Source organism: Aureispira sp. CCB-QB1 (assembly GCF_000724545.1).
In the GTDB taxonomy this organism is placed as follows: domain Bacteria; phylum Bacteroidota; class Bacteroidia; order Chitinophagales; family Saprospiraceae; genus Aureispira.
Map to the genome: position 1 here is coordinate 50,767 of NZ_JHBV01000032.1, position 25,540 is coordinate 76,306.

The following is a 25,540-nucleotide window of genomic DNA, read 5'->3' on the forward strand; positions in this document are numbered from 1 at the left end:
TATTGATTGATTTTGTGATACTATAAATATAATACTTTTTTAGCAAAAAAGATTTGAGATTCATTGCTTTTCTGCTTTGATAGTCTTATCCTCGTATAGTCTTATGCTCGATCATAATCTATCAACTTGCTCATAAAAAAAAGCTATATGTTTAACTTATCGTTTATAGAACATCCTAATACTCGTTTTAATCACTATGTCATTTCTAATAATACTGGAACAAAGGCAGTTATTTACCCAGAACTAGGTGCTTCTTTGCAGCAGTTATATGTGAATACTAAACCTGTCATTAACAATATTATAGGAACCACAAACGAACCTCAATTATTGAACAGCTCCTGTTCTGCTGTCTTATTTCCATTTGCGAATCGAATCAATAGAGGGCAATACGAATACCAAGGAGAACAGTACCAATTAGAGTGCAATGAAACGGCGAGAGGGCATGCCATGCATGGGCTAATTTATCAGCAGTGTTTTGATTTTTTAGATGCAGAAGTAAATGAAGAAGGCGCCAATATTAGTTTTGTATACCATCAAGACCATCGTGCTGTTGGATTTCCCTTTCCCTTCAAAACCGTATTGACCTATCGGCTGACAGGAGATAGTTTGAGGCTAGAAGTAGATGTAGAGAATACAGGAACAAGAAGTTTTCCCTTTAGTTTGGGATGGCATCCTTACTTTTATAGTCGAGATCTGGATAGAAGTACCATACACATGAATAGTCAACAACAAATTCAGACAGATGAGACCATGATCCCTATAGGAATAAATACAGCTAGCTTTCCCAACCCTCTTTTGTTGGAGCAAGAACAATTTGATACAGGATTTATATTAGAAGCACCAGAAATACACTATAAAACGCCCGATTATCAAATTAGAATTTATATAGAGCAAGATATGACACAACCTTATGTACAGTTATACACACCTGCACATCGTCAAAGCATAGCTATAGAACCGATGACAGCAGCAACAGATTGTTATAATAATAACTGGGGAACCAGAGAGTTGTTGCCTCAAGAAACGTATAGAGCTACTTGGCAAATTGAAGCAAATACAACAGCATTATGAAAGGGAAATACACTCTGTTAGAAGTTCCGATAGAGGACGCGAGGCAGGTCGCGTTAGAATTTTATGGTATAGAGGGAAACTTGACGTGTCTGGAAGGTGAACTAGATTTTAATTTTAAAATTACAACAGCGAACAAGGAAAAATATATCCTAAAAATAAGTCGTCCTAATCCTGATGTCAATCAGTTGCATTTTCAACAAGAATTACTCAAGTACGTTGCGGATAATAAAGAAGTTGCTGCTCCTCGACTTGTATTGAATGTAGATGGAGACGGAATAAGTGTGTTGTCGGATGAACAAGGGCAATTACGTATGGCTCGACTATTGACGTGGACAGAAGGACGACTGTGGTCTAGTGTCAATCCTCAAACCGATGCATTGCGCTATCAATTGGGACAAAAGGCTGGAGCACTGACAAAAGCCTTGGAAGGTTTTGAGCATCCTCAGGCTCATCGAATATTGGAATGGGATAATGCTCAAGTGGATTGGGTCTACGACTATTTAGATTTATTTGAAGGTCACCAGCGTGGATTAATGGAGCATTTTCATCAACTTATAAAAGTTCGACTACCCGCATTACAAACATTGCGCAAAGGGGTTATTCATAATGATATTAATGATAATAACATTGTTGTTACGAATGAGGTGAAAAATCCTAGTGTAGTTGCTCTAATTGATTATGGAGATGCTATTTATACACCTATTATCAATGATTTGGGGGTAGCAGGAATGTACCTTCCAACGGGGCAACCAGATGCTTTAGCTGCGATTTTACCTTTTGTAAAAGGTTATCATGAAGCCTATCCTTTGCAAGCCGAGGAATTAGCGTTGTTGTACAGCTCAGTTGCAATGCGTTTGGTTATCAGCTTGACCAAAGCGAAGATAAATCAACAAAAAGAGCCAGACAATCCGTACCATCAGATTAGTGTAAAAGCAGGATGGAAGGTGTTGGAGCAATGGTATCAACTTAATGAGTCTTTTGCAACTTATAGTTTTAGATCGATTTGCGGATTAACAGCACATCCGAACGAGTTTGATTTTCTTGCTTGGGCAAAAAAGAGTACTTGGAAACTAACGACACTTTTTCCTAGTGTGTCAACGGCAAAAGTAGGACTAGTAGACTTGGGCTTGGAAAGTACTTTAATAGGACAAAAAGATGATTTTGACAATGTAGCTTGGATGAATTATCGCTTGTCAGAACTTGCTCAAGAACAATCAAGTACAATCTTGGCAGGAGGCTATTTAGAACCGAGATTCTTGTATACGACCAATGCTTATAGAGAGGAAGGAAACAATGGATATGAATACAGAAGTATTCATTTGGGAACAGATTTTTGGTTGCCAGCAAATACTCCTGTGCATTGTATTGCGTCAGGGGAGGTAGTTTCTGTTTATAATAATGGAAATGAAAAAGATTATGGACCAACCATTATCATCAAGCATTTTTATGGAGGACAGAAATGCTTTTATACATTGTATGGACATTTGTCAAAGAAAAGTTTGACACAAGTCAAAGTTGGACAACAACTGGCGCAAGGTACATTAATCGGTTGGCTAGGAACAGAAAAAGAGAATGGTGGCTGGACACCTCATTTGCATTTCCAAGTAATGCTAGACTTGTTAGGAAACAAGTTTGACTTTCCTGGTGTTGCTCGTCCATCCCAAATTGATGTATGGAAGTCCATCTGCCCTAATGCCAATTGCTTTTTTGATGTGCCAGAATTAGAACCTATTTTAGTAAAAACAAATGAAGAACTAATTCAATATCGAAAGGCACATTTAGGAAAAGGGCTCAGTCTGCAATATAAAATTCCTATCAAAATGGTGCGGGGAGATGGTGCATATCTCTTGGATCAGTATGGTCAAAAGTACTTGGATACTGTAAATAATGTAGCACATGTTGGACACGAACATCCTATGGTTGTTAAGGCAGGACAAAACCAAATGGCGATTTTGAACACCAATTCTCGCTACTTAAATGAGCGAATCAATGCTTTTGCCGCGGAGTTGTTAAAGACCCTTCCTAAAGAACTTTCGGTTGTACACTTTGTCAATTCAGGAAGTGAAGCCAATGAATTGGCTCTACGAATACTTAAAACGGCTACGGGGGAAAAAGACATTATTGCCTCGGAGGTTGGTTATCACGGAAATACCAATGCCTGTATTGATATTAGTTCTTATAAATTTGATGGCAAAGGAGGGAGTGGAGTCCCTGAGCATACGCACATATTTCCGCTTCCAGACACTTTTCGAGGAAAATACAGAGGTAATGATGCTGGTGTACATTATGCTCAAGAGGTAGAAAAGCAAATTGCCAAAGTGCAGGCTAAAAATAGAAATATTGCAGGGCTAATTATCGAACCAATTATTAGTTGTGGTGGGCAAGTAGTTTTACCAACGGGATTTCTTAAGGCTGCTTATGCTGCTGTTCGAAAAGCAGGAGGCTATTGCATATCTGATGAAGTTCAGGTAGGATGTGGAAGGGTTGGAAAAGCATTCTGGGGATTTCAATTGCATGATGTAGTACCAGATATTGTAACAATAGGCAAGCCCTTAGGCAATGGTCACCCTCTGGCAGCAGTCGTTTGTACGCGCCAATTAGCTGATAAATTTGCCAATGGAATGGAATATTTTAATACTTTTGGAGGGAACCCTGTTTCTTGCGCGATTGGTTTGGAGGTGTTGCGGACGGTAAAACGAGAAGCTTTACAAGAAAATGCCTTTACTGTTGGGCAATACTTGAAAGATGCTTTGCGAAAGTTAGCGCTTCAATATCCCATTATAGGAGATGTTCGAGGAGAAGGATTATTTTTAGGGTTTGAATTGGTCGATCAAGAACTGACCCCCTTGTCTCAAAAAGCAGATTACCTCGCAAATAGAATGAAAGAGCATAAAATCTTAATGAGTGTAGACGGTCCTCAAAACAATGTTCTAAAAATCAAACCCCCAATGGTCTTTGGTATAGAACATGCCAAGGAATTAATCAAACGGCTAGAAAAAATATTTCAAGAAGATTTTATGGTAGCATAACAGAAGAGGATTTGTTCATCATCAACAAATCCTCTTTATAATCTTTATAAAAATAAGCATTAACCTAATCTACAATCATTGTAGTGGTATCGAGTTGTTGTTGAATAATGTTTTCAGGCAGTTCACGATACTCATACTGTTGATTGCGCAGCTGAGGCTCAAAACCAGCCTCTTTGATCGCTTTTTGAATGCCATCAGCAGTAAAGCGGAATGCCGCACCAGCAGCTGACACAACGTTTTCTTCTATCATAATGGAACCAAAGTCATTGGCACCTGCATGCAAACAGGCTTGAGCTACTTGTTTGCCAACTGTTAGCCAAGAAGCTTGTATATTGACAATGTTAGGCATCATAATTCGACTCATCGCAACCATGCGGATGTATTCGTCCCCAGTATAGGTACCACGCTTATTGACCAAGCGTTTCAAGATGGTATCTTCGTCCATAAATGGCCAAGAAATAAACGCCAAGAAACCTTTTGCATGTGCAGGTTTTTTATCTTGAACCTCTCTAGTCCAAACCATGTGTTCCATTCGCTCATAATTGGTTTCAATATGCCCAAACATCATAGTAGCGCTAGTGGTAATATCCAATTGATGAGCCGCTTCCATCACCTCTAACCATTCTCGACCAGAGCATTTACCGCGAGATATTCTTCGGCGTACTCGGTCGTTTAGTATTTCTGCTCCAGCGCCAGGCAAAGAGTCTAAACCAGCTTCTTTTAAAGCTTGAAGTACTTCTGTATGGCTTGCTTGTTCTAATTTTGCAATATGCGCAATTTCTGGAGGTCCTAAGGCGTGTAACTTTAGGTTGGGGTAGAGTGTTTTTAGTTCTTTAAATAAATTGGTATAAAAATCGAGCCCCAAATCAGGGTGATGCCCTCCTTGCAGTAAAAGTTGTTCACCACCATATTTAAACAACTCATCTATTTTCTGTTTGTACTCAGGAATAGTAGTCACATAAGCCTCGCCGTGCTTGGGTCTACGATAAAAGTTGCAAAATTTACAATTGGCAATACAAACATTGGTTGTATTAGAATTGCGATCAATAATCCAAGTCACTTTATTGTGCGGGACATGGTGTTGTTTTATTTTGTTGCCAACATACATTAATTCTGCTGTTGTGGCATTTTCAAATAAAAATACTCCTTCTTCAGCTGTTAAGTATTCTAATTTTAAGGCACGTTGAAGCAAATTATCTACCTGCATAATTGTCTTTTGACTGTTAGAGTATGGCTTTTTGTTAAAAAAGTAACGAATGATTAATAAAATATAACATACTCTTATTCTAAAATAAAGTTCTTTACATTGAGTATTGTCGTTTGCTTTCCAACAGAATGAAAAGCAGTAGACAATGATCAGTGAGTCTATAACATTAGAAAGAATGTGTAAGTTTGCTTAAACTTTCATTTTTTTCTGAATCTTTTGAATAAAGATATTGTTTTTCTAAACAATACTCGATAGATTTTCCGTTTTTCCACTTAAAAAAGCAAGAAGAAAGCTATTCAGAGGCTTTTAAGGCAATTAATGGCAAAAAAAGAATACTTTTGTAGCAAAATTAGAATCGTATGACAAATGAATATATAGCCAAAACCTTTTTGGGTTTGGAAGGTGTTTTGGAAAAAGAATTGCAAGATTTGGGGGCTAAACGTACTAAAAAACTATCTAGAGCCGTTGCTTTTGATGCCGATACAGCACTATTATATAAAGCTAACTTGCACTTGAGAACTGCTTTGAGAATTCTACATCCATTAGATACAGAGACTGTGAAAAATCAAAATCAGTTGTATAACTTTGCTCATAGTATCAATTGGTTGCGGTGGTTTACCCCAAAACAGACCTTTGCCGTTAGAGCAAAAACGATTAAAGCACCAGCGTTTAATAATTCTACTTTTGTTGCTTTAAAAGTGAAAGATGCTATTGTGGATCAATTTAGACGTTTGGGAGGGGCACGTCCTTCTATTGATAAGAATACCCCAGATATTCTGATTGATGTGATTGTTTTTAAAGATAAATGTACAATTTCCATTGATAGCTCAGGGGAGTCATTACATCGTCGAGGTTATCGAGAAAGCGGTCATCGTGCTCCTTTAAATGAAGTACTAGCAGCAGGAATGGTTTTATTATCAGGCTGGGATATTAATACACCTTTAATCGATCCTTTTTGTGGTTCTGGAACAATTTTGACCGAAGCAGCTACCTATGCTTATAATATAGCTCCCAATATCAAACGGGAAAAATTTGGCTTTTCTGCTTGGAAAAATTTCGATGCTAAATTGTGGGAACAGGTTTGGTTAGAAGCCAAAGTAGCCAAACGAGATTTTGAAGGAACGATTATTGGATCGGATATTTCGCCTAAAATTATTCAACATGCTAGAGAACACGTAGTTGCAGCAGGAGTAGATGACTGCATTCGATTGTCCTCTAAAGATTTTACAGAACGACGCATTCCTAAAGGTCCGGGAACAATTATTGCCAACCCTCCTTATGGAGAACGACTAACTTTTGCAGATGTGGAAGCATTATACCAAGCAATTGGAGATAAACTAAAGACAGATTGTGCAGGATATAATGCTTGGTTAATTAGCTCGGTCAAAAATTTTAATCGCTTTATTGGCTTAAGACCTTCTAAGAAAATACAGTTATTTAATGGGGGGCTAGAATGTCAATATATGAAATTTGAAATGTACCAAGGATCTAGACGTACCGATAAGCAAAAATAGGTTGTCGCTCTTATAAAGATAACGATTTTTAAGAGCTTAAACTGCTGAAAACAGGATTATATGAAAAAAGTACACTTTTTTCATATAATCCTGTTTTGTTTTTTAATGGGTTGGTTATTAGTTGTTTGTGTTGTCGTTTTGGGTGTCTTTTAGTAAAGCACATTTTGATAAAATGCATCAAGTGTCTGCTAGACGACACCTCTCTTTATTTGGATCGCCTATATTTGTTATAACAAAAGAGCAAAAGATTACAATATATGTAATTCAAGATATCAAAGATTAAGACAAGGGTTTAGGTCTTATTTTATTTGGAAGTGGCAACATTTGTTGTTGTTTTCAATGTGTGTCCTTGCCTTTCGGGTTGACGGGGGTCTGACTCGAAAGGCCTTTTTTTTGAAAAAAATGTCTAATAGTTTAAAAGTTATTCCAGCTAGCTGCTAGTTATTACTTAAGCAGGTTTTCTTCATAGAAAACAATACATCTCTACTTTTTTATGTCCTATTTTTATTGAGGTTGACTTTTAGGCTATGTTTAATGACGTAAGCAATGCATATCGAACGGATTGAAATATAGAAGAAGATAGGTAGCTTACACAATGTCTATTAGTAATATTAAAATATGTTGAAGATGAAACAATTATTAGCATTAATCATAGTTGCTTGTTGTGCAATAAATGGTGCATATGGGCAAGATTTGAATGGTTTTTTTAAAGATGCAGATGCTTTTTTTGCCAAAAATGTTAGCCAAAATAAAATAAAGTATGGTGCAATTAAGCAGAATCCAGATGAATTAACTGCTTTGACTAACTTCATTGCTTCGGCAGATGTTTCAGCATATTCTGATAAGGAACTAGAAGCTTTTTATATTAATAGTTATAATTTATTGGTCATTAAGACGGTTGTTGATCATTATCCAATTGCTCAACCCTTAGACGTCCCTGGTTTTTTTGATGGAATTAAACAAAAAGTAGCTGGAAAAAAGATGACTTTGAATAATTTCGAACAAAAAGAATTATTACAAAGATATAAAGATCCTCGGTTACACTTTGTCCTAGTCTGTGCGGCTGTAAGTTGCCCACCTATTGCAGATTTTGCTTATATGCCCAATCAGTTAGAAGATCAATTGGAAGCACGTACCAAGTCAGCGATCAATGATGGGGTATTTATTAAAGTCGATGATTTTGCAGGAAAAGTAGAGATTTCTCAGATTTTTGATTGGTATGCCTCAGATTTTAAACCCAATGCTACTGCATTTATCAAGAAATATAAAACAACCCCTTTGCCAAGCGATGTAAAACCTACTTACTATGCTTATGATTGGAGTTTAAACGATGCGGGAGGAGCAACAACAGGTGGTACAGGTGCTAATGCAGTCGAGAAAAAAACAGATTTTGAGCCAATTATTGCCGCGGCAACAATGCCCAAGAATACATTTGAATTAAATACGTTTCATACTCTTTATACGTCTAATTATGGGGATAAAGAGTTTGGGAATAGAGGGTCTTATTTTTCGAGTTTATTTTTGTTCTCTTATGGTATTTCTGGACGTTTTGATATCGGATGGGACTTTATATTCAAGTCATACCGTGCCAATGATTTGTTTAATAGCTCCCCATTCCGTGCATTAGAATTTAGAAGAGGGGTTGACAGTGTGGTCACTCCAGGAGGAACCAAAATGCAAGCAATTTATGATTTTGGTTTGACACATTTGGGACCAAGAGTGCGTTTTTCTCCGTTCAAAAAAATAGGCTTGTCTTTTGAACAGGCGTTTTATTTTCCGATTACAGGAATACCTGCTAACAATACTGTTGATCCTGCTTTGTATTGGGTGACACAGTTTTATTACGACAAGCAGTTTAATTCTAAGTTTGGATTATTTATCGCATTAACCTTTTGGCAGCCTATCCATCCTGGACAACAATTTAAGTTTCAAGTACCTTATCTAAAAGCATTTTTTAGTTGGTACACTACCAAGCGATTTACATTGTATGCGACAACAACAACATTTACAGAATGGGGACTTGGAGCAAAGTTTTTGATTACGCCACAATTTGAAGTACAGGCATTGTACACGTATTATGTGCCGATTCCAGGTTTGGCAGATATTTATACAGGGAGTGGCGCGAAAAATGTCATGACATTTAATTTAGGAATTCGCTACAGAACATCTGTTCGTGTGAAATAAATAAAAGATTATAGTTGCCAAAAAGTAGAACTGTACGTTTTATAAAATAATTTAAGTCTTTTGCGCTTTTTTTTGTTGTAAAAGACTTATCTTATACTAGTTGATCGTGCAAAAACGTTAAAAGGGCTTGTATTTTATTCAATTAATTGAACGTTTGTTGATCTTGCTGTAACTTGCAATGATAAAGATGAACATCTCTTAAGTTTTGAACGTTCTTCTAATAATTAAGATGAAATAAGCTTAAATTTAACTTGTTTGTACTCCAATAAGTATTCCTAACAATTGTTAACGGTTCTAATGAATATCATTTCTATGCTTATCATAGTAATGATTTGCTCCTTATTGCAAAACAATAGGACAGAACTAGTGGGAGCTTATTATTTAGAGAGCCCTAATCGTAATATAATATGAAACAGATTCTTCTTTTTTTGACACTTTTATTATTCAGTTTACCTAGTGTAAAAGCACAAAACTTGGAACAGTTTTTTGAGCAATCGCATACTTTTTTCTTAAATTATGCTCATCATAATCATGTGCAGTACAAAAAACTACAACAAGATCCTAAAACATTACATATTTTAGTCAACCATATTGCTAAAATGGACTTGAGTAAGGCTAAAAAATCAACGCAAAAGGCCTTTTTTATCAATGCCTATAATTTATTAGTCATAAGTTCCATTGTCAAACATTATCCAATTGCTTCCCCTAATGAAGTAGTAACGTTTTGGGATGAAATTGAACATACTGTTGCAGAGAAAAATTATACGCTAGAGGTGTTAAAAAAGCATATATTGGAAACCTTTAGAGATCCGTTGTTACATTTAGTATTGGTAGATGGTGCGATTAGTAGTGCGCCAATTGTAGACTATGCTTATGTGCCAACTGAGATAGATAACCAATTAGAACAACGAGCTATTGTATTATTAAATGATCCCAAATACATTCAATATAATGAGGATTTGAACGAAGTAAAACTTCCTTTAATGTTTAAGATGAATCGTTTGGATTTTGGAGCATCTACCATTGATTTTATCAACCAATATCGGGTAAGAAAACTTCCTAGAGAGGTGCAGGTAATTTACGCTAACTATGATTGGAGATTGAATGGATTTTATGAGGATACCAATACAACCTTAAAGAAAAAAGAAAAAAAAGTAGGTTATTCGCCCTCTTTACAAGTAATTACCCTGCCTAAGGGAAGTTTAGAGCTGATGTTTTTTAATAGCTTATACACCGTTACATATGGAGATGAGAATTATGGTACGAGAAACTCTTATTATAATGGCTACTTTAGTGCATTTTATGGCGTGACAGGAAAATTAGATATAGGTGCGACTTTTTTGTTGCGCTCTTCTATCGAAAATGATCGTTTTAATGCTTCGCCTTTCAAAACATTTGCATTTGAGCGCAGTACAATCAGCGTGAATTCTAGAGCATCAGGGCCATACACCGATTGGGGATTGTCGCACGTTGGTTTAAACGTCCGTTTTGCTCCTTTTAAGAATTTTAATATGTCTTTCGAACAAGGATTTATGTTTCCAATACAAAATCTGCCGAAAGAAAACACGGTTGATGATAAGTTGTATAGTGTGACACAAGTTTACTACAGCCATTCTTTTACTTCGCAAACACAGTTGTTTTTGGCATTGACCTTTTGGCAACCAATTAGCATAGGAAACGAGTTTAAATTTCAATTACCTTTGTTAAGAGGTTTTTTCAACTACTTTGTAACGCCAAGATTTTCTGCCTTTGTGACGACAATGTATTTGCTAGAATGGGGAGTAGGAGTAAAATATATGTTGACTCCGAAACTAGAAATACAAGGGATGTATAGTTATTACATACCAATACCAGGAATATATGATATTGTGTCTCCTGGTGCGAATACTATTATGACTTATAATCTAGGATTGAGATATAGGTTTTAGTCCTAAAGAAACATCTCTTATAATTTATAAGAGTACTCTTGTACAATACTTTGTGAGTACTTTACAATTGATATAAAGATGTTTTTAATTTTTCGATAGCAAAACAAAAAATCCACGAAAGGCTACTTTTAATAACCAAAAAGCTTTCTGTTATTATGGCTACAGATAATGAACATGTTGTGATTATAGGTAATGGGATTAGTGGTGTTACTGCCGCCCGTTTTATCCGTAAGTTAAGTGATAAAAAAATTACTATTATATCAGGAGAAACTAAATATTTTTTCTCCAGAACAGCTCTAATGTATATTTATATGGGGCACATGAAGTTTGAAAATACGCAGCCTTATGAGCCTTGGTTTTGGGAAAAAAATCGAATTGACTTAGTGTTTGATTATGTAGATGAAGTAAATACACAAGCAAAAACGCTAAGAATGCGTCAAGGAGAGACCATTAATTACGATAAGTTAATTATAGCTTGTGGTTCTACTCCCAATAAGTTTGGTTGGCCAGGTCAAGACCTAGATGCTGTACAGGGCTTGTATTCCTATCAAGATTTAGAGGGAATGGAAAAATATAGCAAAGACTTGGAGCGAGCAGTTATTGTTGGTGGTGGCTTAATTGGTTTGGAAATGGCGGAAATGTTTCAGTCTAGAAATATTCCTGTCACTTTTTTGGTTCGAGAGAAAAGCTATTGGGATGCGGTGATGCCCAAAGAAGAATCTTTAATGATTGGTCGCCATATAGTAGAGCATCATATTGATTTGCGTTTGGAAACAGAGTTGAAGGAGATTTTATCGGATGATCATGGACGAGCAAGAGCCGTTATCACCAATACTGGAGAAAAAATTGAATGCCAGTTTGTTGGCTTAACAGCAGGCGTTAGTCCTAATATTCAGTTTATCAAAACATCTGAAGCTTGCGATATTGATACACAAAAGGGAATACTTGTCAATGATTATCTGGAAACAACAGCGCCTGATGTGTACGCATTAGGCGATTGTGCACAACTAATGAATCCAATGGAAGGTCGTCGTCCGATTGAAGCAATTTGGTATACAGGACGAATGATGGGAGAAACCGTGGCACATACGATTTGTGGTAAACGAACGGCTTATGTCCCTAGCTTGTGGTTCAATTCTGCAAAGTTTTTGGACATAGAATATCAAGTATATGGTGATGTAAGAGCCAATCCACCAAGCAACCATGCACAACTCTATTGGGAACATGAAGAAGGACGTAAAAGCATTCGGTTGGTGTTTGATAAAGAAACCAATGCTATATTAGGTTTTAATTTGATGGGAGTGCGTTATCGTCATGAAGTCTGTGAAAAATGGATTGAGGAAGATACTTCCATAGAGGAGGTTTTGCAAAATTTGGGCTTAGCCAACTTTGATCCTGAGTTTTATGATGAGTATGAAGCTGCCGTGATCGAACAATACAATAGGAAATTTAATAAAAATTTGAAATTGAAGCAGAAACGAGGCTTAACAGGTGCGCTTCGATTTTTAAAAAATAAATTTGCTAGACAAGAATAATCCAATTAAAAACACTATAAAATATCTCTATGAAAAGTTTAAAAATACTTGGATTAGCCATCTTCTTATTCTCTTTTGGTTTATTTGTGGTGTCAATAACCTTGAGCCAACATGTCCTGAATGATGCTGCTATTGCCTCTCTAAAAAAGTATTACAAAGAGACGTTGAAGGAGCAAGCGGGAGCGCAATTTGGAAAAGAGTATTCTAATAATTTTACGTTTATTCAAGAGCTCAAACCTTTACTGAAAAAAACACAAGAAGCCTTAGAAAAAAAAGCTGGTATTGACCCTGCTAATAATGTTTGGAATGCGACAAACTTACCTGAAGGTGTGTCAGAGTGGGATTATCGGATGAGTGATGGTGATGTTAAAGGGTATCTGGCTAGTATTAGCAAAGATAGTGCAACAGGGCTATTGCCTAATAATGCAGGACTTTTCTTTTTTCTAATTTTTATACTAGGAAGTATTGGAGCATTTATGTATATCGTACCAGATGTAAGCAAAATACCAGGTATTAAACATGATGGAATTTTTCATAGTGCCGTCACAAAAGGTATTATTCCTATTCTACAAATGGTTTTAGTAACTATTACGATTGCCGTGACCTGTTATATTATGTATAGCGAAGGGGCTTTGTTTTATTTAAAATGCACGTTATTATTTACAGCAGCCGTTTTAGCACTGATTTATTTTAAGGAGAGCAGAGAACGCAAACAGCCTTGGGCACCTGGTTCCTCTTCTATAGGAAATGGTTGGATTGGAATTATAATGGGAACCTTTTTAATTCTATTTTATATAGTCCTTTATTTCTATCCTCATTACATAACCAATTGGGTGTTGTTAGTAGATCCAATCAAACGAGCCCTTTCGGGAGGAAAACCCGCAGATCGTTGGTTCTTGTATGGCTTTTTGTATTGTTTGGTAATGATTGTCATGGGTGTCCGTATGATTATAAAATATAGACACAACCGTTATCAACTATTTCGTACAGGCTCGGTTTTATTTTTTCAACTAGCATTTGCTTTTCTTATTCCTGAATTATTAGGAAGGTTTAACAACCCTGCCGTTGATTTAAAAAATGCATGGCCTTTAGATTATAGTTTTTATTATGATTACCGACTAGATGCTATGTTGGTTCAAAATGATAATTATTTCTTAGGAATGCACGTTGGTACGGCAATGTTTGTTTGGGGAATACTATTGACTTTGGTTATTGTCCCTTTCTTTACCTATTACTATGGAAAACGTTGGTACTGCTCTTGGGTCTGTGGTTGTGGCGGTTTGGCAGAAACACTAGGAGATCCATTTAGACAACAGTCAGACAAAACACTTCGAGCGTGGAGAATAGAGCGTTATGTGATACATACTGTTATGGTCTTTGTCTTTGTGTTAACAATCGTTGTGTTGTACCATTATATCAGTGGTAATAGCAAGTTAGATCTTTGGTTGGTTGAATTTGATGCTTACCAGATTAGAACATGGTATGGTTTCTTGATCGGGTCTATCTTTGCGGGCGTTGTTGGAACAGGTTTTTACCCATTGATGGGAAATCGAATGTGGTGCCGTTATGGTTGTCCTTTGGCAGGTATCATGGGAATTGTACAGCGATTTAAATCTCGATTTAGAATCACAACAAATGGAGGGCAATGTATTTCTTGTGGAAATTGTTCTACTTACTGTGAAATGGGAATTGATGTACGCCATTATGCACAACGAGGACAAGATATAGTCCGTGCTTCTTGTGTAGGTTGTGGTGTATGTTCTGCTGTTTGCCCTCGTGGTGTGTTGCGTTTAGAAAATAGTAGCGAGGATACAGGGGATCGTGCCTTGGACGTACGAAATGTGCATGTAAAAATGGAAGATGTAACTTATTTGTAATTGCATACAATCAACGAGTAAAGATAAAAGGCTGTCTAGGTGAAAATCCTAGGCAGCCTCCTTTTTTATCTATAAAAGATGATCTTTTCTAGTAATATTTTAAAAATTAAAATCCTCTAACCAATTTAGAAAACCAGCATAAGAGAAGAACACTAGAAGAAAGCTTTAATAAGCTAATAATTCTTCAAGAGCTGTTAACAAGCGTTCTTGTGGCAAGAACTGACGCTCTAGGTCTTTGGCAAAAGGAAATGGCGTATCCATACTAGCCACCCGTTTGATAGGAGCATCCAAATGTTCAAATAAGTTTTCAGCAATATAGGCTGATAATTCTCCTCCAATGCCCCCAATCATCGTGTCTTCGTGTAGTAAAAGTACTCGATTGGTTTTTTCGACAGAGGCAGCAATTGTTTCGTAATCCAAAGGCAACAAGGTGCGCAAATCAATTACTTCTACATCTGCACCTAAACTATCCACAGCAGCCTTTGCCCAATGAACGGCATTACCATAAGTGATAATAGTTGCTTCGGAACCTTCCCTTGCAATGGCAGCTTTTCCTATTTCTACTGTATAATAATCGTCTGGAATCTCAGCAGACATAGAACGATATAAAGCCTTGTGTTCAAAGTACAGCACGGGATTAGGATCTTCGAAAGCAGCCAAAAGCAATCCTTTGGCATCCTCAGGATTGGATGGATAAACAATCTTTAGACCAGGAACATGGAAAAACCAAGCTTCGTTACTTTGAGAGTGAAAAGGTCCCGCTCCAACGCCTCCACCTGTTGGCATACGCAATACTAAATCTACGTTTTGTCCCCAGCGATAGTGCAATTTAGCAGCATTGTTCACAATTTGGTTGAAACCACAAGTTACAAAATCTGCAAATTGCATTTCGACCATGGCTTTATAGCCCTTGAGACTTAGTCCCAAAGCTACCCCAACAATCGCACTTTCACACAATGGCGTATTGCGTACTCTGTCTTTGCCAAACTGTTCCGTAAAACCATCCGTAATTTTGAATACACCTCCATAATCTGCAATATCTTGCCCCATCAAAACCAAGTTATCATATTTCTCCATTGCTTGACGAAGACCATCTGATATCGAATCCACAAAACGACGCGTACTAACATTGTTAGAAGCTGGAGCGGTAGATACAGAAGTATGAGGAGCAAATAAGTCCTCCATTTCTGTTTCAAAGCTAGCTTCTATATCAGGTGTGGCATAAGCAATTTCTAAACCGGCTTCAATTTCTTTTTTGTAAGCTTTTCGCAAATCTTGAATAGCCTCTTCTGTTAGAATACCTTCTTTTATCAGATACTGTTCATAGTTGCGAATAGGATCTTTTTGCGCCCAGTGATCCATTAAATCTTGGGGTACGTATTTTGTTCCAGAAGCTTCCTCATGTCCTCTCATACGGAATGTTTTACATTCCAACAAAACAGGACGAGGGTTCTTGCGCATAGATTTAGTTAGTTTATCAACTGTGTTGTAAACTTCCAAAATGTTATTCCCATCAATTTTATGCCCTTCCATGCCATATCCTTTGGCTCTATCCACCAAATCTTCACAAGCATATTGTTCTGAAGTAGGTGTCGACAGACCGTATCCATTGTTTTCAATCACAAAGATAACAGGCAGGTTCCAAACTGCCGCCACATTCAACGCTTCGTGAAAATCACCTTCGCTTGTTCCTCCTTCTCCTGTAAAAGCAACAGCTACTTGACCTTCGTTGGCTAAGTTACTTGCTAAACCAACCCCTCCTGCAAAAGAAAGTTGAGGACCAAGGTGAGAAATCATACCTACGATATTAAACTCTGGAGCACCAAAGTGAAAGGAGCGATCTCTACCTTTTGTAAATCCAGGTAATTTTCCTTGCCATTGACAAAACAAACGCTCTAAAGGAACTTCTCTGGTTGTAAATACCCCTAAGTTACGATGCATCGTAAATACATATTCTTCTGGTTGCAAAGCGGCTGTAACTCCTACAGCAATTGCTTCTTGACCAATTCCTGCAAACCATTTGCTAATGCGACCTTGACGTAATAAAACCAACATTTTTTCCTCTATCATACGAGGTTTGAGCAAGGCACGATAAAGCTCTAATAATTTTTTTTGGCTCAATCGTTTTTTGTTGTAGCTGATCATTTTATTTGTAATTTTGGAACCTTAGGTTCTATAAAATTAATGAAGAATATACGACTACAATTATCGATATATTCAAAACTATAATAAATACATAGCAAAGGTAGGAAACCTATATTCGTAGAAAAATAAAATCCCAAAAATTTTCAAAAAGAAAAGCAGCCTAAAAATTCTTAGACTGCTTAAAATGTACAATATCCAATATTTAAAAGGAGGACTTAAATGAATAAGCGGTTCAATTAGGGTATCTATCTAGGACTGATATACCTACCTTTCAATTTGGGGTAAATTGACTTATACAATGCATTCAAATTTAGAGTAGAATCATTGTTTTTTTACAGGTAATAATACCTAAGTTTGATAATGGGGTATTATTACCTGATAGATGGTAGATGAATGACTATCAGTCAGATTATTAACTTTTAGACTATAATTTGTCTAAAAGTTAAGCTCATGCGTGAGGAGATTGTTTGAGATTTTGGAATAGAGTGTTGCCAATTTTTTTGAACGGTTTGGTCCATATAAAACAAAGAACCACTCAATAATTCGATATCTCTTTTTTGATCTTTATTTAAAATATTTCTAAAACGCAATATTCGAGTTGCTCCCAAACTGATAATAACGATTCCTGTATTAGGAGCAAGAATATCAATCCGATCAGAGTGATAGCCCATTTTTGACTGCCCGTTTTCGTATAAATTAATCAGACAGTTGTTAGGAAAAAATTGAAGTGGTATAGAAATTTTTTGACATAGGATGCTTATACAAGGCAGCATTTCCTGAAAAGGATACGCCATTGGAGCATAGTTATACGCAAGACCAAAACTAGCTGTCTTTCTACTTTTTATGGACTCATTCCAAGGTGTATTTTTTAGAATTGTTTGGAATAGGACATTAGGTTTTTTTACAAAATTTGGAATCAAAGAAGTACCGTTTAGCATGAGTTAGAGTTTTGAATTATTAAAATAGCTAGTGATAATAACCTAAAAAGTTATTTAATCGTTCTTATATCCAACACTAGAATGTAGTTATTAGAAAAATTATAAGCTAATACAAGCAAATAGTGAATGACTATTTATGGCAACGGCTACAGATTTAATTGATAATAAATCGATTTGTTTTTTTTATAAAGCCGAACAAAGGTTTTAAATAATCGATTATAAATTAGTTGGTTTTGAGGGATAGGATAAAAGGTGTTCTGATAACGCATTGTTGTTGCTAAATCTTGAAAAGTAGCCAACCCTAAGCCATCTAAAGCAATCATAGCAGCCCCTTTGGCATTAGCTAAACTAGGGTCTTGTGCTTGTAAAATTGGATAGCCCAAAACATCTGCAAAAATCTGACACCAAACCGCAGAGTTAGCTCCCCCGCCTGTCATTGTAATAGCTTCCTTTTTTTGGCGAGAAAATTTAGCGACATATTGCCAAAGCCAACGAGCATTTAGAGCAATGCCTTCATAAACCGCTCGAATCATTTCAGCTCTGGTTGTGGTTAGAGATAAGTTGTGAAAGCCTCCTCTAATATAAGGATCCTCAACAGGGCAACGCTCCCCATACAACCAAGGGGTAAATATTAAGTGATTGCTACCAGGGCTAGTTTGAACAACCATCTCATCAAAATAAGCATAGATCTTTCGATCTTGTTCTTCTATAGATAAACCAACGTATTCTTTATCAAGCTGAAATAAATCTTTTAAAAAAGACAGGCAAATGGCAGAAGTCTGTTGTTCACAAGCAATAAAATACTTATTAGGGATACTAGCAGGAAAAGTGGCAATGTTATGTAAAATATCTACTTTTTTGTAAGGAACGTGCATGCTCAAAAAGGTAGAGGTACCAATGCAAAGATTGGGTTGATAGTCTTCTACAGCCCCTGCACCAATAAGTATAGATTGCAAATCTGGAGAACTGCCAACGACTTGTACATTGGGCGAGAGTCCTAATTCTATTGCTAAATTTGGTGTAATGCAACCAATTACATCTGTTGCTGCAATCATATCAGGCAATTTTTCGGGGGCAATACCTGCCATTTTCAATAATTTAGGGTGGTATTGAATGTTGCCAATATCTCGACAATCGGTTACCCAATGGAGTGTCATGGTATCAAAGGTAGAGACCATTTTATTTGTCCACTTGTAATTCAAATAGTCTTTGGGTTCTAAAAATTTATAGGTTTTTTGATAAATATCATGCCGATGTTCTTTGATGTATAAAATGTGAGCAAAAGAATCTTTTCCTGAAGGGGAAGGAGCTCCTCCTGTCAATTGAATCCATTTCCAAAGCTTCCACGCCCCATATGCTTGAATTCTTGGGAAACCATTTATTGCTTTTCTGGCACAAGCCCCACCTCTAGAGTCAAGCCAAATCATACCATTCATTAAGTGCTGACCATTTTTATCTAAAGGAACGGTTCCTGCCCATTGACCTGTGCAAGCGATGGCTACAATAGCTTGCTTGTTTATTGTTACTTTTTGAAGCAGTCGTTTGGTTGCCTTAAGAGAAGCTTGCCACCAATCCTCTGGATTTTGTTCAGCGCCACCACCTTCCAATAATTGCAAAGAAACTTTTTCAGAAGTAGCATTAACTAGATTCCCATTAGAAGATAATAAAATTACTTTGACACTAGAGGTGCCTAGGTCTATGGCTAAAACATATTTTTCTTGTAGCATCATCATTTGTTTTATAAAGTACCCAATGGAGTTATAAGTACACTCATAATGAGACTTATTAGAGCTTAAGTAATGTAAAAAAAGTTAAAATTTATTTATTTTTAACTAAATGTTCAATTAATTTTTGTGAATTGTGCTTTTTTTAGCAAAAAAAATATAGTTTTATGATGTTGATGGATGAATTGGTGTATTAAAATAGCTCTAATCAGGTTGGATTTAATTTGAATTAAAATTATATAAAAGCTATTTATTTAAATCAAAGATATGAATTTGACAACAACGACATCTTCTTTTTTTAGGAACCGTAACATCATACTTTTTTTGTTAGCCAGTATACAGTTTATTTATACCCTTGATTTGATGATTATGATGCCATTAGGTTCTTTTCTAATCACTTCATGGAACATAACTACGAATCAGTTTGGTTTACTAATTTCTTCTTTTGCAATCGCAGGCGGTTGCTCCTCCTTTATGGCCGTTTTTTTTATAGAACGTTATGATCGACTAAAAGCCTTATTTTTAATATTTGCTTGTTTTACAGTAGGTTTGTGGTTGACAAGTTTTGCTCCTAACTATGAGGTTCTCTTATTTTCAAGAGTATTTACTGGGATTTTTGGAGGTTTATTGGGACCTCTCATTTTAGCAGAAATTAGTTTGCAATTTGAATACTCCAAACGTTCTAAGCCCATCTCAATAACCACGATCGCCTTGGCATTAGCTTCTATTATAGGGGTACCCATAAGCTTGTATTTAGCGCAATTAGACACTTGGCGATTGCCATTTATTTTGTTAAGTACAATGAGCACATTGGTCGGAGCAATGCTATACTTTATCGACTCTAATAAAAAGCAGGAAATAGACCGAAAGAAAAAAATTAGTTTAACCTCCTTTCTTACAGAATGGAAACCTTTATCAGGTTTATTGGTAACCATTAGCGTTTCATTGAGCCAATACACTATTTTTATATATTTAGCACCCTATTTTGTTCATAATCTAGGTATTACAGAAGAAGAACTTTCTTTGATTTATTTAGTAGGAGGAATTTCTGTAATGGTTTTTGCCCCAATAATAGGCTTTCTTTCCGATCGATATGGCAAACAACGAGTTTTCATTTTATTATCAACGTTCTTAACAGGACCGATCTATTTAGTGAGCCACTGGTCCTTTTCTTTTTTCCAACACATTTTAATCTTATCCATCTTTTATTTTGGATTGGATGCAGGAAGAATGATTCCAATCAACACTATTTTATCAGAACTAACGGGAGAAGAAAACCGAACGGCTTATCTGAATCTTTGTTCTTCTATAAAAAAAATGGCCATAGGCTCAGCTGCTTTAATAGGCAGTTTGGTCATACACACATTGCCCAATCACCAATTACTATACTTTGATCAACTGGGTATTATTGCACTATTGAGTATAACAATATCAATAGTTTTGGTACTAAGAATAAAAATGTAATAGATTCCATTTGGTAGTTTATCTACAACAAACAGTCGGCTAAAATCACATTCAAATTGCTAGATCAATACTACTTGTTGAGCATCTTGTGTGTGATAAGGAAAGGTAGTGTTCTGAAGTCAAATTTTGAGAATGTCACAAGTGTTGAATGAAATAGAGAGAATTAGCGGACTATTAAAAACTTATAACATCATGGAAAATCAAAACACAAAAACGAGAAGGTATTTTCACGAAACTCAATTGCCTGAAATTTTACTGGCGATAGGAAGTGATCTATTGACAGGATGCATGACCGACTTTTCGGATGATGAACTTAGAATTTACTGTTCTTTGGAGAGTAATTTATACATAGGACAGATTGTCGATGCTCTTTATTTTAAACAAACCGATGAAAATTATTGCTTAGAAAGGTTGCGTGTACAAAGAATTCGAAAGAACGAATTAACAGAACAACTATCGGTTTCTTTATTATTACTCAACACCGATCAAATAGAACGTTTTCAAAATATTCTAAAAAAAATGACTTTGTTGACGCAGCAAAATACCAAAGGGGTGTTTGAATTAAAGACATTTCCTTGGTTTCCAGGAAGTGCTCATTATTCTGAAAGAGCGATAGAGAAAAGACAAGAGTGGCTAGAAAAAACAACAGGAATACACATCGATGCTTTGAACGAATCCGTTTTTTTCCCACCGAGCTTATCAGGGAATATAGAAAACTACATTGGAGCTGTTCAGATTCCTGTAGGAATAGCAGGACCTATAAAAATTAATGGAATGTATGCCAATGGTTATATTCCTGTTCCAATTGCAACTACAGAAGGTGCCTTAGTGAGTTCGATAACAAGAGGGGCGATGGCAACAAATATGGCAGGAGGAATTGATGTGCAAGTTGTCAAACAGCAAATGGTTCGGGCTCCTGCTTTTTTTTGTGAAGATATTCATGGCGCTGTCAACTTAGAAAAATGGATTTATGAACACCAAATGGAGATTACTAAGGAAGCAGAAAAAATGTCCTCTGTTGCCAAATTAATTCAAATCATTCCTTTCTTATTTGGAGATACCTTGCATTTAAAATTTCATTTTAGAACAGGAGATGCTTCTGGGCAAAATATGACAACGGCTTGTACTTGGGCAGCTTGTGAATGGATCGTATCAAAAATCCAAGAAGATCCTTACATCAAATATCAAAATTATATTATTGATGGCAACTTGGCAGGAGATAAAAAAGTAACGGCTCAAAACTTTTTGATGGGGCGAGGAGTAACTGTAACGGGAACTTGCTTTGTCTCTGGACAAATATTACGTGATGTGCTGCGAATTACGGCAGACGATTATATCAAAAATTTTCAGGCAGGAGAAGTGGCAGGATTAAAGTCGGGGATGGTTGGACACAATATTAATTTTGCCAATGTTATTGCAGGTGTTTTCACAGCAACAGGACAAGACATTGCCAGTGTACACGAATCTTCTTGTGGTATTCTAAAAGCTAGAAAACAAGAAGATGGTATTCTTTTTACAGTCTATTTGCCCTCGCTTACCATTGGTACTATTGGAGGAGGAACGGGATTACCAACTCAAAAAGAAAGCCTAAAAATAATGGGTTGTTACGGACAACGACAGCTGTTTAGATTTGCAGAAATTATTGCCAGTAGTTGTTTAGCTTTAGACTTGTCGACAGGAGCAGCTGTTACCGCTCAAGAATTTGTCAGTGCACACGAACGCTTAGGACGCAATAGAAATCACAATCAACTAACCAAGTCAGAGCTCAATATTGCTTTTTTCAATAGCCTATTTACAAGTAGAGAGGTAGTTTCTTTTGAGGCATTGGATTTTTCGGAAAATGAAGGCTTGGTATCGCATTTAACCAGCAAGTCAAATGAGGGAATAACAGGACTTTTTAAATATGAATTAACAACCAAAACCCAAACGCCATCAACTTTAGATCCATCTGAAGAAAAAATTAAAGCTGTCTTAAAATTAAAAGCTTCTCACAAAGAAGCTATCCGAGCAGCTAGCATGGTGATTAAATTATCAGGAGAGGATGTATTACCTGGTTATTTTGAAACGTATCATGCTGTATTTGGTTTTGATAATTGTGATGAGCGAGAAATGGCGTTTTATACCCAAGCCCCTTTGTCTATCAAACAGTTTTGTCCTCAGTTGTTGGGGGCAAGACAGGAGCCTCAAAGGCAGGTTTTTGCTTTGTTATTAGAAGATGTAACAACATACTTGCACCCCAAATCTTCTAATGATGCCTCTATATGGAATAGCTTTAGAATACAGACAGTAGTGAGCGATTTGGCAAAAGTGCATAGTGTCTATTGGAATAATTATGAAGCCATCCCACAAACAATGAAAGTCAAACCATTTTTAGAACGGTTTGATTCCTCTGCGACAATTTTATTAAAAGAAGCATTGAAGTTCAATGCTCAAAATCACCCACATTTAATTTCTGTAGAGTTGCACCAAAAGCTAGCATATTTCTTAGACAATTTTGATAGACATCTTGATACAATGAATGGTTATCATAAAACTCTAATTCACAACGATTGCAATGCTAGAAATATTGGCGTAAGGGAAGAAGGAGAAAAAGCCCGTTTAATTTTATTTGATTGGGAATTGGCGGCATATCATAATCCTCAAAGAGATTTAATCGAACTTCTTGCTTCGGTATTGCCTGCTAGTGCTAGCAAGGCAGAATTTATCACTTGGGTAGATTATTATTTGCAGGCATTGAGTCGAGAAACACAAACAACTTTTGATCGAGAGTTATTTTTAAAAGTGCTAGAAATCAATGCTTATGAATGTGCTTTGATTCGATTAAATTTATATTTATTGGTTCATAATATCATGAAGTTGGAATACATTGATCAATTGTATGGGAATGTAATCCGATTTGGAATAGAAGCCTAATTATATCCCTTATGAAAATATCAAATACAACCATAGAAGACCAGTTGTTGGTTTTGTTGAGTTATAATAACTTAACACCAAGCGAAAAAACGAAAATAGAACAACTTATTCCTTTGATCTCGTCTTGGGAGTCCTTTTATAACTTGGCTCGATTTAATAGGATCATACCTCACATCTACCGCATTCTGAAGCAAGAGAACTGGTGGCAACAGATACCAGACCATGTTCAAGATGAAATTAGTGAAAGAGCCGCTGAAATTCAACAGATTAATGCAGCAAGATTACAGAAGGCAAAGCCAATCTTAAAACGCTTTCAAGAAGCAGGAATTGAGTTTGTGATTTTAAAAGGCGTTTTATTTGCAGAGACTATTTATCAAAATAGTTTTTATAAAAGAATGAATGACATTGATATTTTGGTTCGAAAAAAATCGATTCCCAACATTTTGCAAATATTTGAAGAAGAAGGCTTGTTGTGTATTGGAGAGCGCATTGGAGGAAACCCAGAGAAACAACTCAAAACGTCTCATCATTTGCCCCCATTCATTGATCGAGAGTTACAATGTATGTTTGGGATACAGTGGGGGTTAAAATCTCCTTTAACCCCTTATCGATTAGATTATGAGGCAATATGGTCAAGAGTGCGCCCTTTTTCTTTTTTAGGCTTAAATGCCTTGCAGATGTGCCCAGAAGATAATTTTCATCATATTTGTGTGCATTTGGGCTATTATAAAAATGGGCTTAGAGATGTCTTTGATATTTATAACTTGTTACGAAAATATGAAGCTAATTTTGATTGGCAGTTATTAGAAACCGAAGTGAAAAAGGCAGGAACAGAACGTTTGATGTATTTTGCGCTTTCGTTGACCAATTCATTATATTCTAACCCAACTGTGAGTGAGTTGATAAAAAAAATGGAACCCCAAACTTCTGCTTATTACAAAAAAGGTGTTGCAGAGAAAACAAAAAATTTGCATACTCAATTGAGAATTGGAACCTCCTATCCAACAGAAGTAGAAAAGGCAATTTCAGAGTTTAATGCCACCAATCAGTTCAAGGAAAAATCTTATTATTTTTGGTTAACTTGGAAATATTTGCTTTTTCCTCCAATGGAAGAGGCTAAGAAGATGGCTGCTAATTTATACCCTAATGCTAGACAAGGTGTTTGGATTTGGTGGACTCGATCTTATCGAATGTTAGAGTACATTGCGAGTGAAATTAGTTGGCTGTTGCTGTTTGCATTGATGTTTAAAACATGGTACGATTTACTTCAATGTGGTTGGTCCAATTTGTTTTTTAAGTCCTCAAAAACTTCTACCAAAGAAAAAATGAACACCTTAGGTATATCAGAAGAAGCATTAGAACGCATCAAAAAAAGAATTCAATAATGAAAGAACCACAATGGATTTGTATTACAGGAACCGATGGTGCTGGTAAATCTAGTTTAATAGATATTTTATTGCAAGACACCATTTTGTTTAACGGCAAAAAAGTCAAAGAAGTCACAATCTGGGATTTGTTTTATTTACCCAAGGAAGAGCAACATCTTTCTATTTCTTCTAAGCAAGCTGTTGATTGGTATTTAAAAAGTCTTTCTCCTCAAAGTCGTACGTTCTTTTTATTACACTGCATGGCACAAGCATTAGAAATTGCCAGAAGAGAAGCAGTAGAGATTGCTTTGATTAATGCCTATTGGTACAAGTATCTAGCAACAGAAGTTGCTTATGATGGAAACTTAGCCCATCGGCTTAGCTTGACAACTTCTTTTCCGAAGCCAGATCTTGTTTTTTCTTTAAATGTTTCTGTCAAAACAGCAGGACAACGAAAGAAACACTATTCAGCCTTTGAAAGTGGATTTCCTGAACAGGTCAATACAAAGCAATTTATGAATTTTCAACATAAAGTACAAGCAGCTTATCAGCAGATTATGACTACAGTAGAGCATATTGCTTTGGATGGAGAACTACCTTTGTTAGAATTAAAAAAGCAGATTCTAGCGCAACTAAAATTTTAA

15 protein-coding genes are annotated in these 25,540 nt (G+C 36.2%); 11 read left to right on the forward strand and 4 right to left on the reverse strand.

Annotated elements, in window-relative coordinates; all coding sequences use genetic code 11:
* Positions 1–147: 147 nt before the first annotated feature.
* Positions 148–1,071: an aldose 1-epimerase gene (locus tag CG11_RS17250; RefSeq protein ID WP_052598055.1), complete on the forward strand. Its 924-nt coding sequence runs from the start codon at positions 148–150 to the stop codon at positions 1,069–1,071.
* On the forward strand, positions 1,068–4,100 hold the full coding sequence (locus CG11_RS17255; RefSeq protein WP_052598056.1) for an aminotransferase class III-fold pyridoxal phosphate-dependent enzyme: 3,033 nt from the start codon (positions 1,068–1,070) through the stop codon (positions 4,098–4,100). Before CG11_RS17250 ends, CG11_RS17255 begins: the two co-directional genes overlap by 4 nt.
* A gap of 64 nt (positions 4,101–4,164) precedes the next feature.
* On the opposite strand, the gene mqnC is transcribed toward CG11_RS17255, so the two are convergent.
* On the reverse strand, positions 4,165–5,307 hold the full coding sequence (mqnC, locus tag CG11_RS17260; protein WP_052598057.1) for a cyclic dehypoxanthinyl futalosine synthase: 1,143 nt from the start codon (positions 5,305–5,307) through the stop codon (positions 4,165–4,167).
* Positions 5,308–5,666: 359 nt separating this feature from the next.
* On the opposite strand from mqnC, the gene CG11_RS17265 reads away from it, so the two are divergent.
* The 5 genes from CG11_RS17265 (at position 5,667) to CG11_RS17285 (ending at position 14,345) form a co-directional block, all read left to right on the forward strand.
* Positions 5,667–6,821, forward strand: coding sequence for a class I SAM-dependent RNA methyltransferase (locus CG11_RS17265; RefSeq protein WP_052598058.1), 1,155 nt, complete (start codon positions 5,667–5,669; stop codon positions 6,819–6,821).
* 627 nt (positions 6,822–7,448) lie between these two features.
* The gene (locus CG11_RS17270) at positions 7,449–9,005 is read left to right on the forward strand and encodes a DUF547 domain-containing protein (protein ID WP_052598059.1); all 1,557 of its coding nucleotides are present in this window, start codon (positions 7,449–7,451) and stop codon (positions 9,003–9,005) included.
* 407 nt (positions 9,006–9,412) lie between these two features.
* Positions 9,413–10,933 carry a DUF547 domain-containing protein gene (locus tag CG11_RS17275; protein ID WP_052598060.1) on the forward strand — a complete coding sequence of 507 codons (1,521 nt, stop codon included), beginning with the start codon at positions 9,413–9,415 and terminating at the stop codon, positions 10,931–10,933.
* A gap of 155 nt (positions 10,934–11,088) precedes the next feature.
* Positions 11,089–12,468 (forward strand): NAD(P)/FAD-dependent oxidoreductase, encoded by a 1,380-nt coding sequence (locus CG11_RS17280; RefSeq protein ID WP_052598061.1) that lies wholly within the window; start codon positions 11,089–11,091, stop codon positions 12,466–12,468.
* Positions 12,469–12,497: 29 nt separating this feature from the next.
* Positions 12,498–14,345: a 4Fe-4S binding protein gene (locus tag CG11_RS17285; RefSeq protein ID WP_052598062.1), complete on the forward strand. Its 1,848-nt coding sequence runs from the start codon at positions 12,498–12,500 to the stop codon at positions 14,343–14,345.
* 165 nt (positions 14,346–14,510) lie between these two features.
* On the opposite strand, the gene CG11_RS17290 is transcribed toward CG11_RS17285, so the two are convergent.
* The 3 genes from CG11_RS17290 to CG11_RS17300 all read right to left on the reverse strand — a co-directional run bounded on the left by CG11_RS17290 (position 14,511) and on the right by CG11_RS17300 (position 19,155).
* On the reverse strand, positions 14,511–16,490 hold the full coding sequence (locus CG11_RS17290) for a thiamine pyrophosphate-dependent enzyme (RefSeq protein ID WP_052598063.1): 1,980 nt from the start codon (positions 16,488–16,490) through the stop codon (positions 14,511–14,513).
* Between the two features lie 419 nt (positions 16,491–16,909).
* Complete coding sequence (locus CG11_RS17295; RefSeq protein ID WP_052598064.1) at positions 16,910–17,428, reverse strand: alpha-ketoglutarate-dependent dioxygenase AlkB; 519 nt, start codon at positions 17,426–17,428, stop codon at positions 16,910–16,912.
* A 146-nt stretch (positions 17,429–17,574) separates the two neighbouring features.
* Positions 17,575–19,155 (reverse strand): FGGY-family carbohydrate kinase, encoded by a 1,581-nt coding sequence (locus tag CG11_RS17300; protein WP_197043878.1) that lies wholly within the window; start codon positions 19,153–19,155, stop codon positions 17,575–17,577.
* A 264-nt stretch (positions 19,156–19,419) separates the two neighbouring features.
* Between CG11_RS17300 and CG11_RS17305 the strand changes: the two genes are divergently transcribed.
* The 4 genes from CG11_RS17305 to CG11_RS17320 all read left to right on the forward strand — a co-directional run bounded on the left by CG11_RS17305 (position 19,420) and on the right by CG11_RS17320 (position 25,540).
* Positions 19,420–20,616 (forward strand): MFS transporter, encoded by a 1,197-nt coding sequence (locus tag CG11_RS17305; protein ID WP_052598066.1) that lies wholly within the window; start codon positions 19,420–19,422, stop codon positions 20,614–20,616.
* Positions 20,617–20,808: 192 nt separating this feature from the next.
* On the forward strand, positions 20,809–23,529 hold the full coding sequence (locus CG11_RS17310) for a phosphotransferase (protein ID WP_052598067.1): 2,721 nt from the start codon (positions 20,809–20,811) through the stop codon (positions 23,527–23,529).
* Between the two features lie 11 nt (positions 23,530–23,540).
* Positions 23,541–24,914 carry a nucleotidyltransferase family protein gene (locus CG11_RS17315; protein WP_052598068.1) on the forward strand — a complete coding sequence of 458 codons (1,374 nt, stop codon included), beginning with the start codon at positions 23,541–23,543 and terminating at the stop codon, positions 24,912–24,914.
* Positions 24,914–25,540 carry a hypothetical protein gene (locus CG11_RS17320; protein WP_052598069.1) on the forward strand — a complete coding sequence of 209 codons (627 nt, stop codon included), beginning with the start codon at positions 24,914–24,916 and terminating at the stop codon, positions 25,538–25,540. Before CG11_RS17315 ends, CG11_RS17320 begins: the two co-directional genes overlap by 1 nt.

Bases quoted from the DNA above. Each gene is read 5' to 3' on its own strand.
- CG11_RS17250 (WP_052598055.1), top strand. From the start codon at position 148: ATGTTTAACTTATCGTTTATAGAACATCCTAATACTCGTTTTAATCAC.
- CG11_RS17255 (WP_052598056.1), top strand. From the start codon at position 1,068: ATGAAAGGGAAATACACTCTGTTAGAAGTTCCGATAGAGGACGCGAGG.
- mqnC (WP_052598057.1), bottom strand. From the start codon at position 5,307: ATGCAGGTAGATAATTTGCTTCAACGTGCCTTAAAATTAGAATACTTA.
- CG11_RS17265 (WP_052598058.1), top strand. From the start codon at position 5,667: ATGACAAATGAATATATAGCCAAAACCTTTTTGGGTTTGGAAGGTGTT.
- CG11_RS17270 (WP_052598059.1), top strand. From the start codon at position 7,449: ATGAAACAATTATTAGCATTAATCATAGTTGCTTGTTGTGCAATAAAT.
- CG11_RS17275 (WP_052598060.1), top strand. From the start codon at position 9,413: ATGAAACAGATTCTTCTTTTTTTGACACTTTTATTATTCAGTTTACCT.
- CG11_RS17280 (WP_052598061.1), top strand. From the start codon at position 11,089: ATGGCTACAGATAATGAACATGTTGTGATTATAGGTAATGGGATTAGT.
- CG11_RS17285 (WP_052598062.1), top strand. From the start codon at position 12,498: ATGAAAAGTTTAAAAATACTTGGATTAGCCATCTTCTTATTCTCTTTT.
- CG11_RS17290 (WP_052598063.1), bottom strand. From the start codon at position 16,490: ATGATCAGCTACAACAAAAAACGATTGAGCCAAAAAAAATTATTAGAG.
- CG11_RS17295 (WP_052598064.1), bottom strand. From the start codon at position 17,428: ATGCTAAACGGTACTTCTTTGATTCCAAATTTTGTAAAAAAACCTAAT.
- CG11_RS17300 (WP_197043878.1), bottom strand. From the start codon at position 19,155: ATGCTACAAGAAAAATATGTTTTAGCCATAGACCTAGGCACCTCTAGT.
- CG11_RS17305 (WP_052598066.1), top strand. From the start codon at position 19,420: ATGAATTTGACAACAACGACATCTTCTTTTTTTAGGAACCGTAACATC.
- CG11_RS17310 (WP_052598067.1), top strand. From the start codon at position 20,809: ATGGAAAATCAAAACACAAAAACGAGAAGGTATTTTCACGAAACTCAA.
- CG11_RS17315 (WP_052598068.1), top strand. From the start codon at position 23,541: ATGAAAATATCAAATACAACCATAGAAGACCAGTTGTTGGTTTTGTTG.
- CG11_RS17320 (WP_052598069.1), top strand. From the start codon at position 24,914: ATGAAAGAACCACAATGGATTTGTATTACAGGAACCGATGGTGCTGGT.